This is a genomic window from Morganella sp. Je.2.23 (assembly GCF_051129855.1).
In the GTDB taxonomy this organism is placed as follows: Bacteria; Pseudomonadota; Gammaproteobacteria; order Enterobacterales; family Enterobacteriaceae; genus Morganella; species Morganella sibonii.
This window is the reverse complement of sequence record NZ_JBCPSQ010000010.1, coordinates 22,459-36,744: the sequence shown is the minus strand read 5'-3', so window position 1 is coordinate 36,744 and position 14,286 is coordinate 22,459. Positions and strand designations below refer to the sequence as shown.

The window sequence follows — 14,286 nt, the reverse complement described above, 5'->3', positions numbered from 1 at the left end:
ATCAGACAAACAGGATAAAAACAGGACTTATAAAAACATAAGCTGTACTGCCTGTTAACCCCGGGCAATCTCATGTGTTCATCCAACGGCATGAGACATTACCCCTTACTGTCACCCGACGTAAGGGGTATTTTTTTGCCGCTGACTATGCAGAACTACGCAGAAAAATAATTTTTTTCTTATTTATTCTGAGCTGATAACACCTTATTTTCATCTGTGATATTTCAGCAAAGTACATATCATGTTTCATATGCAGACGATATACATGAAAAAATAAGATTAAGACTAATCATTATTTCGCTTTACGGATAAAAAAATACATTTAGCACTCAGTTAAAAACAAGGAGTGTTACATGTTAAAAGTTTATATCTGGTTGCCGGAAGGAAAATATATCGGACATGCATCTCTTTCGTTTCAGGGAAACTACGTCAGTTTCTGGCCAAAAGACAGTGCAGGAAAAAAAGATCTGAAAATTAAATCCAATAGTCATCCCGGTGCCTTTATGGGCGCGTTAAAGGAAGATATTGAAAATGAAGGCAACAGACAACCACGGGTTGTCACTATTAATGAAATCAATGAAGAAAAACTTGCATTTCATATCACAGAACTGATGAGTAACACACCGAGATATCAGCTGGCCCGCAATAACTGCTCTCATATTGTTGCTGAATGCCTGGCTGTTGCCTGTGATAAAAAACCCGGCTTTACCCCATCAGCCAGTAATTATTCCAAATATTTAGGTTCAACTCTGGGTAGAGGGATCTGGACACCTCATGATATCTTACGGTATGCACAGGAACTCTCGGTAAATATAGTATGAATGTAATCTATAGTGAGAATTATAATTTTGACATCGGACTGTTGAGTTACTTTCATCCGTTTTACGGGATGAAATTCAAATCTATTTTTAATGATTTGAAAAATAACAGTAAAATCCGGTTTCACATGCCTGATTCCGCTATAGATGAGCAGATCACAGAAGATTATCTTTCCGGGATAATGAAATACAGAGTCAAAAATAAAAAGGGTATCCTCAGAGCACTCGAGTTCCCCCCGGTACCCTTCCTCAGCTATGCATATCTGGATAAGCATGTATTAACTCCCATGCGTTTTGGTATCGCCGGTACATTGCTGGGAGCACAAAAAGCGATACAGGAAAACACCATTTTCTGGAATCTTGCCGGTGGTTATCACCACGCATCTCACCAGAATATGGAGGGGTTCTGTATCTATAATGACATCACGATTTGCTATCAGGAATTACGCCGGAGAAATATCCTGTCCGCGGATGACAGAATATTAATTATTGATACGGATGCACATCATGGCAATGGTAATGCTGTCGATTTTATGGATAACAGCAAGGTAACGATCCTTGATATTTATAATCAGGATATTTATCCGCAGTCAAAATATACACGTGAACGTGTTGATATCCCTGTTCCGCTTCCGGAAAAAACCCGCGGTAATCATTATCTGAGCCAATACCGTGATGCCTTAAATAAGATAAACGGTAACTATAAAATAGCATTTGTCATTACCGGCACAGATCCGCTTGAAGCAGATAAACTCGGCGGCCTTTCACTGACAATCAGTGATATTGCAGAAAGAGACAAAACAACCTGGCAGTTCCTGTCAGAAAAACAAATCCCCGCTGTTTTTCTTGGCGGAGGTGGTTACTCAAAACTCAGTGCAACCTGTGTCACCCGCGCCATTAACGGTATTATCACCGACGCCGCGGACTGATTTCAGATCACAGATATAAAAAATCCCGCGTTAGCGGGATTTTTTATATGAAATAACAGATATTCAGATCAGAACGGAATATCGTCATCGAAATCCATTGGCGGTTCATTGCTTTGCGGTGCAGCTGCTGCCGGTTGTTGTGCCGGGCGCGGGTTACCGCCGCCGCTGAACTGCTGGGATTGTTGCGGCTGCTGTGGTTGTCCCCAGCCACCGCCCTGTGATGCATTATCACCGCCACCGCTGCGGCCGCCCAGCATCTGCATGCTGCCGCCGATATTGACCACAACTTCCGTGGTGTAGCGTTCCTGGCCGCTCTGATCCTGCCATTTGCGGGTCTGGAGTGCGCCTTCGATATAAACCTGTGAACCTTTTTTCAGATATTCACCGGCAATTTCTGCCAGTTTGCCGAAGATCACCACACGGTGCCATTCGGTTTTCTCTTTCATTTCGCCGGTTTGTTTATCACGCCATGATTCTGATGTCGCCAGTGTGATGTTGGTAACCGCACCGCCGTTAGGCATGTAACGCACTTCCGGATCCTGACCCAGGTTCCCGATAAGAATGACTTTGTTGACGCCTCTGCTGGCCATGAAATGCTCCCGATGAAATTGTTTAAAACATATAAGGATCTAGTCTAACACGTCTGGGTGACTTTTTTGAATCGGTAATCTTTTGCCGCGATCGGCTTTTCATATTTGCGTGTCTTCTCTAAAATCTGCTGCGCAAAATGCCATCAGCTGTCAGGCAAATGCTGCTGAGATTATACACAGATTTCTTCTGATACTGGATATCCACTCAGTAAATTATGTGCAATAATATCAGGCTGAATAAATTAGTCGCTATCTGAAACTCCCGGGAAGTGGTACATGGATAATATCGATATACGGGGCGCCCGCACCCACAATCTGAAGAATATCAACCTCATTATTCCGCGTGATAAACTGATTGTTATCACGGGGTTATCCGGCTCCGGGAAGTCGTCCCTCGCCTTTGATACACTCTATGCCGAGGGACAGCGCCGCTATGTGGAATCGCTGTCCGCCTATGCGCGTCAGTTCCTGTCGCTGATGGAAAAACCGGATGTGGATCATATTGAAGGGCTTTCCCCGGCGATTTCCATCGAGCAGAAATCCACTTCCCATAACCCGCGTTCCACCGTGGGCACCATTACTGAGATCCATGACTATCTGCGTCTGCTGTTTGCCCGTGTGGGTGAGCCGCGCTGTCCGGACCACGATATTCCGCTGACGGCACAGACGGTCAGCCAGATGGTGGATAATGTTCTGACTCTGCCGGAAGGCAAACGTCTGATGCTGCTGGCACCGGTCGTTAAAGAGCGTAAAGGCGAACACACCAAACTGCTCGATAACCTGGCGGCACAGGGCTATATCCGTGCACGGATCGACGGGGAAATTTGTGATCTCTCTGATCCGCCGAAACTGGAACTGCAGATCAAACACACCATCGAAGTGGTGGTTGACCGTTTTAAAGTCCGGGATGATCTGGCACAGCGCCTGGCGGAATCCTTCGAAACTGCACTGGCACTGTCCGGCGGTACGGCCATTATCGCCGATATGGAAGATAACAGCGCCGAAGAACTGGTATTTTCGGCGAATTTCGCCTGTCCGGTCTGCGGATACAGCATGAGTGAGCTGGAGCCGCGCCTGTTCTCCTTCAATAACCCGGCGGGGGCCTGCCCGACCTGTGACGGTCTGGGTGTACAGCAGTTTTTCGATCCGGATCGCGTGGTGCAGAACCCGAATCTGTCACTCGGCGGCGGAGCTATCCGCGGCTGGGATCGCCGTAATTTCTATTATTATCAGATGCTGATGTCCCTGGCGGATCATTATAAATTTGATATTGAATCCCCGTACTCAGAATTACCGGCCAAAATTCAGAAAGTGATCCTCAATGGTTCAGGTCGTGAATCCATTGAATTTAAATATTCCAATGACCGGGGTGATGTGACGGTTCGCCATCATCCGTTTGAAGGTGTGCTGCACAATATGGAACGCCGTTATAAAGAGACGGAATCCATGGCGGTACGCGAAGAACTGGCCAAATATATCAGTAACCGCCCGTGTATTTCCTGTGGCGGCACCCGTCTGAAAAAAGAAGCCCGCTTTGTGTTTGTCGGTGACACCACACTGCCGCAGATTTCTGATTTCAGCATCGGCCATGCGATGGACTTCTTTAATAACCTGAAATTCAGCGGCCAGCGCGCGAAAATCGCCGAAAAAGTACTGAAAGAGATTCAGGATCGCCTGAAATTCCTGGTTAACGTCGGTCTGAATTACCTGACCCTCTCCCGCTCCGCAGAAACGCTGTCCGGCGGTGAGGCACAGCGTATCCGTCTTGCCAGTCAGATCGGCGCCGGTCTGGTCGGCGTGATGTATGTGCTGGATGAACCGTCTATCGGGCTGCATCAGCGCGATAATGACCGTTTGCTGGAAACCCTGGTTCACCTGCGTGATCTCGGCAATACCGTGATTGTGGTTGAACATGATGAAGATGCTATCCGTGCCGCTGATCATATTATCGATATCGGCCCGGGCGCGGGTGTCCACGGCGGGGAAATTGTTGCTCAGGGATCGCTGGACGACATTATCGGCACACCGGAGTCCCTGACCGGGAAGTTCCTCAGCGGCGAACGGCGGATCACCATCCCGGAAAAACGCAATGCGGCAGATCCGGCCAAAATGCTGACTATCACCGGTGCCAGCGGTAACAACCTGAAGAATGTGACACTGAATCTGCCGGTCGGGCTGTTTACCTGCATCACCGGGGTTTCCGGTTCAGGGAAATCCACCCTGATCAATGACACGCTGTTCCCGATTGCCCAGACACAGCTCAACGGAGCGACTACCGTCACCCCGGCGCCGTATAAATCAGTCGAAGGTCTGGAGCATTTCGATAAAGTGATCGACATCGACCAGAGCCCTATCGGCCGGACACCGCGTTCAAACCCGGCAACCTATACCGGCGTGTTCACCCCTGTCCGTGAACTGTTCGCCGGCGTACCGGAATCCCGCTCACGCGGCTACACACCGGGGCGGTTCAGTTTCAACGTCAAGGGCGGGCGCTGTGAAGCCTGTCAGGGTGACGGCGTGCTGAAAGTGGAAATGCACTTCCTGCCGGATGTGTATGTGCCGTGCGATCAGTGCAAAGGAAAACGCTATAACCGCGAAACCCTGGAAGTGAAATACAAAGGGAAAAATATCCACGAAGTGCTGGATATGACTATCGAGGAAGCCCGTGAGTTCTTCGATGTAGTTCCGGCGCTGGCGCGTAAATTACAGACACTGATGGATGTCGGCCTCTCTTATATCCGCCTCGGGCAGTCGGCAACAACCCTCTCCGGCGGTGAAGCACAGCGGGTGAAACTGGCGAAGGAACTGTCCAAACGCGGCACAGGGCAGACACTCTATATCCTTGATGAACCGACCACCGGTCTGCACTTCGCGGATATCGAACAACTGCTGGCGGTACTGCATCAGTTACGCGACCAGGGCAACAGTATTGTGGTTATCGAACATAACCTGGATGTGATTAAAACCGCAGACTGGATTGTGGATCTGGGCCCGGAAGGCGGCAGCGGCGGCGGTGAAATCCTTATCGCCGGAACCCCGGAAGAAGTGGCGGCATGTGAACGCTCACACACCGCCCGCTTCCTGAAGCCGATTCTGAAAAGAGGATATTAATCTTCCCCGCCTCTGAAAATACCGCGGCGTTCGCTGCGGTATTTTTTTGTCCGTTTTCCGTTCTGGTGAAATAATGAGCAACCCGTGATAAAATAGAGTATCGGGCAACCACCGGAAACAGGAGGCGAAAATGGCAAGCGGATGGGCAAGTGATTCTGCTGTTCAGGAGCAGATTGATGCCACACTGGATGATGCGGTCGCGCGGGTGCGCAGTCAGCTGGCGACAGGAGAAAGCGCGCTGTTTTGTGAAGAGTGCGGTGATCCGATCCCGCAGGCGCGGCGTGAAGCGATACCCGGCGTACAGCTGTGTGTGAATTGTCAGGCAGAAGCAGATAAAAAGCAGGCCGCATACAGCGGCTATAACCGGCGCGGCAGTAAAGACAGTCAGTTGCGCTGAAACAGGCGCGGAATACAATGATTCCGCGCATCATCATTTCATTGCTGAGGATTAACGGCTGACCGCCGCAAAGGCCCGCGCAATCGCATCCACATTATGACGGTTCACCCCCGCCATGCAGACACGCCCGGAACCGACCAGATACACCGCATGCTGCTCACGCAGTGCCGTGACCTGCTCCGGACTGAACCCGGTATAACTGAACATCCCGCGCTGATGCAGCAGATGATCAAAATTCTTCTCCGGCAGTGTATTTTTCAGGGTATCCACCAGCACCGTGCGCATATCCGCGATCCGGCTGCGCATGGTTTCCACCTCCGCCAGCCATTGTGCTTTCAGTGCGGTATCGTTCAGCACTTCAGACACCAGTTTTGCACCGTAAGACGGTGCGCTGGAATAGACTCGCCGTACGCCCGCTTTCAGCTGGCCCAGCACCCGATCTGCTTCCTGCTGTGACGGACAGAGAACAGACAGCCCGCCGACGCGCTCGCCGTACAGTGAAAAGATTTTTGAGAACGAGTTACTGATAAAGCACGGAACTTCTGCCGCCGCCATGGCGCGGATAGCATAAGCATCCTCTTCCATTCCGCTGCCGAAGCCCTGATAAGCAATATCCAGGAACGGGATCAGTTCGCGCTTTTTCACCACTGCGACAACCTTATCCCACTGTTCCGGTGTCAGATCAGAACCGGTCGGGTTATGACAGCACGGATGCAGTAAAATGATGCTTTTTGCCGGTAACGTCTCAAACATTGCCAGCATCTCATCAAATCTGACGCCTTTGGTCTGCGGATCGAAATACGGATAATAATGGGTTTTAAATCCGGCCCCGGCAAAGATCGCCTGATGGTTTTCCCATGTCGGATCACTGAGCCAAACATCCGATCCCGGGAACCAGCGGTGCAGGAAATCCGCTCCGATCTTCAGTGCGCCGGAACCGCCCAGCGTCTGGATCGTCGCCACACGCCCTTCGCGGATAAGCTCACTGTCATCACCCAGCAGCAGCGTTTGTACCGCGCTGCGGTAAGGGGCAAAACCTTCCATCGGCAGATACAGGGAGGCTCCGGTATCCTGCGCGTTATAGCGCTGTTTCGCCTGTGTGATGCTGTTCAGTTGCGGAGTCACCCCGGAATCGTCGTAATAGAGGCCAATGCTGAGATTGACCTTCTCCTTCCGGGGATCCTGTTTGAAATGCTCAACGAGCGTTAAGATCGGGTCGCCGCCGTAGGCGTCTACATGTTCGAACACAAGCGATACTCCTGATTGTTATTTTTCTCACTCTCAGAACATATCGCGTCACATTTTATTCGTCCAGATATTCCATCGCCACGCGGGAGGTCAGTTTGGTGATCAGTTCATAGGCGCTGATACCGCTGGCTTCTGCAATTTGCTCCACCGGCAGTGAATCGCCCCATAAAATGACTTCATCACCCGCTTTATCACTGCAATCCGGCCCCAGATCGATAGTTATCATGTCCATGGAAACACGCCCGGCAATAGGAACACGGCGTCCGTTAATCACCACCGGTGTGCCCGATGGCGCACTGCGCGGATAGCCGTCACCGTAACCGACCGCGATCACACCGAGACAGGTATCGCGATCACTGACCCAGGTACCACCGTAACCGACGGCTTCCCCGGCTTTGTGTTTGCGCACCGCAATCAGACGGGATTTGAGGGTCATCACCGGTTTCAGGCCGTAATCACCGGCTTCGGTGCCGCTTTTCGGCGACACACCGTAAAGAATGATCCCCGGACGTACCCAGTCGAGGTGCGCCTGAGGCCAGTAAAGAATGCCGCCGGATGCAGAAATCGATTTCTCCCCCGGTTTACCGGCGGCAAATGCCATAAAGCGGGCGATCTGCGCTTCTGTCGGCTGTGCGTCATCTTCATCGGCACGGCTGAAATGGCTGATGATATTCACCGGCTGCTGCACATTTTTGCAGTTACACAGCCGCTGATAAAATGCTTCCGCTTCTTCCGGACGCACGCCGAGACGGTGCATACCGGTATCAATTTTCATCCAGACTTTGACCGGATCAGATAACTCCGCCTGCTCCAGCGCCATTAACTGCTCTTCAAAATGAACCGCGACTTCCAGACGACTGGCAACAATGACCGGTAAATCGGTCGCATCAAAAAAACCTTCCAGCAGGATGATCGGTTTGACAATACCCCCGGCGCGCAGCGCGTGCGCTTCACTCAGACGCGCCACCGCAAACGCATCCGCCTCATTGAGTTCACGGGCGATTTCGACTAATCCGTGGCCGTAGGCGTTTGCTTTGACCACCGCAACATGACGGCTGTCCGGCGCAAGCGCCCGGATCTGCTGCCAGTTGTGGCGAAGCGCACCACGGTCAATGACGGCTGTTGCCGCTTTCATAGGGGTTCCTTGGTTATGGGTTGTTGATGTCTGGTTTGTTATCAGGGTTATTATGCCGCCTGCGTTATATTCAGGCGGTTTATTCATCGTCATAACTCGGCCCTGCATAGTTATCAAAACGCGACCACTGGCCGTTGAAGGTCAGACGGACGGTTCCGATAGGGCCGTTACGCTGTTTACCGATGATGATTTCTGCCACGCCTTTCAGATCACTGCTTTCGTGATACACCTCATCACGATAAATAAACATAATAAGGTCGGCATCCTGCTCGATAGATCCGGATTCACGCAGGTCGGAGTTTACCGGGCGTTTATCAGCACGCTGTTCCAGACTACGGTTTAGCTGGGACAGTGCGACAACCGGTACCTGTAACTCTTTGGCCAGCGCCTTGAGTGAGCGGGAAATCTCGGCGATTTCCAGGGTACGGTTATCGGAGAGGGACGGTACACGCATTAATTGCAGGTAGTCGATCATAATCAGACTTAAACCGCCGTGTTCGCGGAAAATCCGTCGTGCACGGGAGCGGACTTCAGTCGGCGTCAGGCCGGACGAGTCATCAATATACATATTGCGCTTTTCCAGCAGAATGCCCATGGTGCTGGAGATGCGCGCCCAATCCTCATCATCGAGCTGACCGGTACGGATACGGGTCTGGTCAACACGGGAAAGGGAGGCCAGCATACGCATCATGATCTGGTTGCCGGGCATCTCGAGGCTGAAAATCAGAACCGGTTTTTCTTCGGTCATGGCGGCGTTTTCGCACAGGTTCATGGCGAATGTCGTTTTCCCCATGGACGGACGCGCCGCAACAATAATTAAATCAGAAGGTTGCAGACCAGCTGTTTTTTTATCCAGATCCTGATAACCGGACGATACTCCGGTCACACCGTCATGCGGCTGGGCATACAGCTTTTCGATCTTCTCGACGGTTTCTTCCAGAATCGCCTCGATCCCTTTTGGCCCTTCATCTTTATTGGCACGGTTTTCGGCGATCTGGAACACGCGGGATTCCGCCAGATCGAGCAGATCTTCACTGGAACGCCCCTGCGGATCATAACCGGCATCGGCGATCTCATTGGCGACAGAAATCATGTCGCGGATCACCGCACGTTCGCGGACGATATCAGCATAAGCATTAATATTCGCCGCACTTGGCGTGTTTTTCGAGAGTTCTGCCAGGTAGGCAAACCCGCCGACATTTTCCAGCTCTCCGCCGGTTTCCAGTGCTTCGGACAGGGTGATCAGGTCAATCGGCCGTCCCTGCTCCAGCAGGCGCTGCATCTGGCCGAAAATCGTCCGGTGCGGACGGCTGAAAAAGTCCTCGCCGGTCACGCGCTCAGAGACATTATCCCAACGCTCGTTATCCAGCATCAGTCCGCCGAGAACAGATTGTTCGGCTTCCAGGGAATGCGGCGGTAATTTCAGCCCTTCCATCTGATGGTCACGGGGTTTATCGGTCTTGGTGTCCTTGGGATATTTGGCCATGAAACTCTCTTACTTATCAGTGCGTCGCCGGGGAGAATACCTGCGTCCCTGAACGGGACAGAGCGGGTAGTATAGCCCTCCTTTGCCGCTGATTGCACGAAGCTTGAGTAATTTTCAGTGACATGCAATTATGCCAAATACAATAAATCACATGATTAACTGTCCCGCTTACTGTTTCTGCGCTGTTCGCAGGTAAGTGGTCACTCTTTTTTCCGAATGAGGTTCCCTCCATGGCTAAACGTATTGAATTTGATGCACCCGGCGGCACCGATGTGCTGGTTTATCGTGACTTTACGCCGGCAGACCCGGCGCCGGGTGAAGTTCAGGTGGAAAACAAAGCAATCGGCGTGAACTATATTGATACCTATTTCCGCAGCGGCCTGTACCCTGCACCGGTATCCCCTTCCGGTGTCGGCTCTGAAGCAGCGGGTGTGGTGGTAAAAATTGGTGCTGATGTAAAACACATTAAAGTCGGCGACCGCGTGGTTTACGGACAGTCACCGCTGGGGGCGTACAGCCAAATCCATAATGTGCCGGAAGAAAAACTCGCTATTCTGCCGGACGGTATCAGTTTTGAAACTGCCGCCGCCTGCTTTATGAAAGGTCTGACCGCGTTTTACCTGCTGCGCAAAACGTATGAAGTAAAAGCCGGGGAAATTTTCCTGTTCCATGCTGCCGCAGGCGGTGTCGGGCAAATCGCCTGCCAGTGGGCCAAAGCACTGGGTGCGAAAATGATCGGTACTGTCGGTTCAGATGAAAAGGCGCAGAAAGCCAAAGCAGCCGGTGCCTGGGAAACCATCAACTACAATAAAGAAGATATTGCTGAGCGGGTGCTGGCACTCACTGACGGTGAAAAAGTCGGTGTGGTGTATGACTCCGTCGGTAAAGACACCTGGCTGCCGTCGCTGGACTGCCTGAAACGCCGCGGTCTGATGGTCAGTTACGGCAACGCCTCCGGCCCGGTGACCGGTGTCGATCTCGGGATCTTAAATAAGAAAGGCTCACTGTATGTAACCCGCCCTTCCGTCTTCGGTTATATCACCAATCGTGAAGAGCTTAACGAAGCCAGCAAAGCAATTTTTGATCTGATCCTGAGCGGTCAACTGACTATTTCTATCCCTGCGGATCAGGTTTATCCGCTGAAAGATGCCGCCCTCGCACATAAACGCCTGGAAAGCCGCGCAACAACCGGCTCCAGCATTCTGATTCCGTAATCGACGCAGAATGTAAAATGCCCGCCGGTTCTGAGAAACGGCGGGCATTTTTATCACTGATTTATTATTCTGCTGTATTTTTCCGCGTGACAAATTCCAGCGCCGCTTCAATTACACGCAGGTCTGATCCGGCTTTATGGGCATTTTCACTCAGATGACGCCGCCACTGACGCGCGCCCGGAATCCCCTGGAAAATCCCCAGCATATGACGGGTGATGTGGCCGAGATACGTTCCTTTCGCCAGTTCCGCTTCAATATACGGATACATGGCTTCCACCGCCGCGACGGTATCTGTCACCGGCAGCGCCGCATCAAACAGGGTATTATCCACCTGTGCCAGGATTGACGGGTTCTGATATGCCTCACGCCCGATCATCACGCCATCCATATACTGCAGATGGGTTTTCGCCTCTTCCAATGTTTTGATGCCACCGTTAAGTGCCATAATCAGGTGAGGGAAATCTTTTTTCAATTGATATACACGTGGGTAATCCAGCGGCGGAATTTCGCGGTTCTCTTTCGGGCTCAAACCGGAGAGCCAGGCTTTACGGGCATGGATGACAAACATCTCACAACCGCCGCGCTCCGCCACGGTACCGACAAAATCACACAAAAATTCGTAACTGTCCTGATCATCAATCCCGATCCGGGTTTTGACGGTAACAGGAATATCAGTCACATTCCGCATTGCGGCGACACAATCCGCCACCAGTGACGCATTGCCCATCAGACAGGCACCGAACATCCCGTTCTGTACGCGGTCAGAAGGACAGCCGACATTCAGATTGATTTCATCATAGCCCCGTTCCTGCGCGATCTTCGCACACTTCGCCAGTGCCGCCGGGTCACTGCCGCCGAGCTGCAATGCAACCGGATGCTCCGCCTCGTTATACGCCAGATAATCCCCTTTCCCGAACAGAATCGCCCCGGTTGTCACCATTTCGGTATACAGCAACGCATGGCGGCTGAGCTTGCGGTGAAAATAACGGCAATGACGATCAGTCCAGTCCAGCATCGGTGCAACGGAGAAACGGTTAAGGTTCTTATAGCCGCTCACATCGCGTAATTGCTGGGTTTCAGTGGTTTTTTCTGTTGGCGTGTTTTGGTGCATGGCGTATCCGGGATCTCAGTACATCAGTCAGAAAGAAAAACGAAGGCGGAGTATATCACAGAGGTATGATATCTCCGCTTTCTGCATCACGCCTGCTGCTGTTCGTTTTTACTCACCCGGTACGCATTCCATGCCAGCAGGGCACCGCACAGCATAGTGACGGCAAGCGCTGTTTTCGGTGGCAGCGGAGATGCGATAGCAACCAGCGTCAGCACCGCACCACCCGCCATCTGCATAAAACCGACCAGTGAAGAAGCAACACCGGCATTATCAGAATAAGGTTCCAGGGCATAACTGGTAGCCGGACCCATAATAAATGCCAGTCCTGCACAGGCAGCAGCCACCGGCAGCATATAAATCAGCCAGTGGCTCTGTATTTGTGCGGAGAACAGCACCGGACTCAGTGCCAGAGCGGCACACCCCAGAGCCATCAGAACGCCGCCGGATACCAGACAAACCGGACGCCCGGCTTTACGTATCACCCGGTTGGCGATCATACTGATCCCCATGATCCAGAATCCGTTAGCGCCGAACACAACCGAAAACTGCAACGGACTGAGAGCCGCATCCCCCATCAGCACTGCCGGCGCAAGCGAGACATAGGTTAATACCATTCCCATCGTCCCGGCATTCACCAGTGAAAATATTAAAAACCGCTTATTAAATAATACGGAAGCAAGGCTCTTCAGCGGATTCGCTTTATGCTGCAAACTGCCTTCGGGCCGGGTTTCCGGTAAATATTTTGCCGTCATAATCAGCAGAATAAAGGCATACAGAGCCAGAAAACCAAAAGGAACCCGCCAGCCGTAATACTCCGCCATAATACCGCCCAGCAGTGGCGCCAGCGCCGGTACAATATTCAGGGTGCCGTTTAAAAAGCCAAATGCACGCGCTGCTTCATTGCCGTTAAAGCAGTCCCGGACACAGGTAAATGCCACCACCGAGGTACAGCAGACCCCCGCTCCCTGGATTAACCGGGAAGCAATAAACATCGCCGGGGTAACGGCAAATGCCGCGGTCAGGGAACCGGCGATATACAATACCATCCCCGCCATCGCCATCGGTCTGCGGCCGAATTTATCCGCCAGATAACCGGAAATCAACTGACCCGCACCTAATATAAGGATAAACAACGAGATAGTTGACTGAATCAATGACTCACTGCTGCCCAGCCCTTTTGCAATAGCCGGAATAGCCGGTAAATAAAGATCAATACCCAATGGTCCTAATAACACAATAACTAACAACAAAAACAATAAATTCCGCATATCGTTGAACTTCACTCATCATCTTCCGACAGCAAAAAATACACGTTATTGTTGTTTTTTACAACTACCATCAATAACTAACCCCGTGAATTAAAAGAAAAATAATGCTGTATATTTCGTTATACAATGAAATTATAATCAACTGTCATTTTATTATTAAATAAGGCGGTCAGTAACCCGGCCGTTACTTATTTTATAAGTAAATATAAAATTACACATTAATACAATTACTGACAAGCATTACCAGCCTGATTTATGTATTTTACGGAAATATTCAGATATTTTAGCCATTCTGTTTTCTCATAATACCGTCCGGGAATTTAACAAACTATCACCTGCAATGTTGTAAGACCGCAATCACACTTACGTCCTGTCTGCCATTCCGCCAAAGTATGAAAAGGCAGTTAATCTAACCATTTTCAACTCAAAACCAGCATCAATATCTTTATATTAGGTATAATCCCGACTAAATATCAGAATATTCCCCTTACTCATCATTCATGTAAGATGTTAAAAACCGGGTATTCTTTATAACAATATGAAATAGCTGAGGTTATCATGCTTCCATATCGTATTTTCGTTCTTATTGTTTCGTATTTGTTGATTTTTTGTATCTATTACATATTAAAAGGGTATCGATTATACTTTTTAAAGAAACCATTTGAGGAAACAAATACGTCAAGTTAAATTTCAATATTATTAATGACAACCATTTATCTTCATAATTTATGACAATATATGATAAATATGAGTTGGCAATGTTTATTGGCGGCAGAATAAAATGTCAGAGACTAAAAAACTGTCTGACAGGTAAAGAGCTTTCAATAAAAATTAATATCTCACAACAGCAATTATCCCGCTATGAAACGGGAGCGAGCTTAATTCCTCTGGATAAATTATTAATGCTCGCGGACATACTGAATATTAATGTTAATTATTTTTTTGATGAAATTGGTTGTGATGAAGAATAAATTTTAAT

Annotated in this window: 12 protein-coding genes; 6 read left to right on the top strand and 6 right to left on the bottom strand. The window is 50.2% G+C overall.

The window, feature by feature from the left end; all coding sequences use genetic code 11:
• Positions 1–353: 353 nt before the first annotated feature.
• Complete coding sequence (locus AAZR23_RS19850) at positions 354–821, top strand: hypothetical protein (protein WP_434694441.1); 468 nt, start codon at positions 354–356, stop codon at positions 819–821.
• Positions 818–1,747 (top strand): histone deacetylase family protein, encoded by a 930-nt coding sequence (locus AAZR23_RS19845; RefSeq protein ID WP_434694440.1) that lies wholly within the window; start codon positions 818–820, stop codon positions 1,745–1,747. Before AAZR23_RS19850 ends, AAZR23_RS19845 begins: the two co-directional genes overlap by 4 nt.
• 68 nt (positions 1,748–1,815) lie before the next feature.
• On the opposite strand, the gene AAZR23_RS19840 is transcribed toward AAZR23_RS19845, so the two are convergent.
• Positions 1,816–2,337: a single-stranded DNA-binding protein gene (locus AAZR23_RS19840; protein WP_218427292.1), complete on the bottom strand. Its 522-nt coding sequence runs from the start codon at positions 2,335–2,337 to the stop codon at positions 1,816–1,818.
• 276 nt (positions 2,338–2,613) lie between these two features.
• Between AAZR23_RS19840 and uvrA the strand changes: the two genes are divergently transcribed.
• Together uvrA and AAZR23_RS19830 are read left to right on the top strand one after the other, a co-directional pair.
• On the top strand, positions 2,614–5,448 hold the full coding sequence (gene uvrA / locus AAZR23_RS19835) for an excinuclease ABC subunit UvrA (RefSeq protein ID WP_434694439.1): 2,835 nt from the start codon (positions 2,614–2,616) through the stop codon (positions 5,446–5,448).
• Positions 5,449–5,578: 130 nt separating this feature from the next.
• Complete coding sequence (locus AAZR23_RS19830; protein ID WP_052927756.1) at positions 5,579–5,845, top strand: DksA/TraR family C4-type zinc finger protein; 267 nt, start codon at positions 5,579–5,581, stop codon at positions 5,843–5,845.
• A 51-nt stretch (positions 5,846–5,896) separates the two neighbouring features.
• Here AAZR23_RS19830 and AAZR23_RS19825 read toward each other — a convergent pair whose 3' ends face one another.
• The 3 genes from AAZR23_RS19825 to dnaB all read right to left on the bottom strand — a co-directional run bounded on the left by AAZR23_RS19825 (position 5,897) and on the right by dnaB (position 9,714).
• Positions 5,897–7,093, bottom strand: coding sequence for an aromatic amino acid transaminase (locus tag AAZR23_RS19825; protein ID WP_434694438.1), 1,197 nt, complete (start codon positions 7,091–7,093; stop codon positions 5,897–5,899).
• Positions 7,094–7,148: 55 nt separating this feature from the next.
• Positions 7,149–8,228 carry an alanine racemase gene (gene alr, locus AAZR23_RS19820; RefSeq protein WP_046892739.1) on the bottom strand — a complete coding sequence of 360 codons (1,080 nt, stop codon included), beginning with the start codon at positions 8,226–8,228 and terminating at the stop codon, positions 7,149–7,151.
• Positions 8,229–8,307: 79 nt separating this feature from the next.
• Entirely contained in the window at positions 8,308–9,714 is a 1,407-nt protein-coding gene (dnaB, locus tag AAZR23_RS19815) for a replicative DNA helicase (RefSeq protein ID WP_046892738.1), read from the bottom strand.
• Between the two features lie 230 nt (positions 9,715–9,944).
• Here dnaB and AAZR23_RS19810 point away from each other — a divergent pair, with 230 nt between their 5' ends.
• The gene (locus AAZR23_RS19810) at positions 9,945–10,928 is read left to right on the top strand and encodes an NADPH:quinone reductase (RefSeq protein WP_046892737.1); all 984 of its coding nucleotides are present in this window, start codon (positions 9,945–9,947) and stop codon (positions 10,926–10,928) included.
• A 64-nt stretch (positions 10,929–10,992) separates the two neighbouring features.
• Here AAZR23_RS19810 and dusA read toward each other — a convergent pair whose 3' ends face one another.
• Both dusA and AAZR23_RS19800 read right to left on the bottom strand, forming a co-directional pair.
• Positions 10,993–12,039, bottom strand: coding sequence for a tRNA dihydrouridine(20/20a) synthase DusA (dusA, locus tag AAZR23_RS19805; RefSeq protein WP_434694437.1), 1,047 nt, complete (start codon positions 12,037–12,039; stop codon positions 10,993–10,995).
• An 86-nt stretch (positions 12,040–12,125) separates the two neighbouring features.
• Positions 12,126–13,307, bottom strand: coding sequence for a multidrug effflux MFS transporter (locus AAZR23_RS19800; protein ID WP_166708898.1), 1,182 nt, complete (start codon positions 13,305–13,307; stop codon positions 12,126–12,128).
• A 728-nt stretch (positions 13,308–14,035) separates the two neighbouring features.
• Between AAZR23_RS19800 and AAZR23_RS19795 the strand changes: the two genes are divergently transcribed.
• Entirely contained in the window at positions 14,036–14,278 is a 243-nt protein-coding gene (locus AAZR23_RS19795) for a helix-turn-helix domain-containing protein (RefSeq protein ID WP_107680339.1), read from the top strand.
• Positions 14,279–14,286 lie beyond the last annotated feature (8 nt).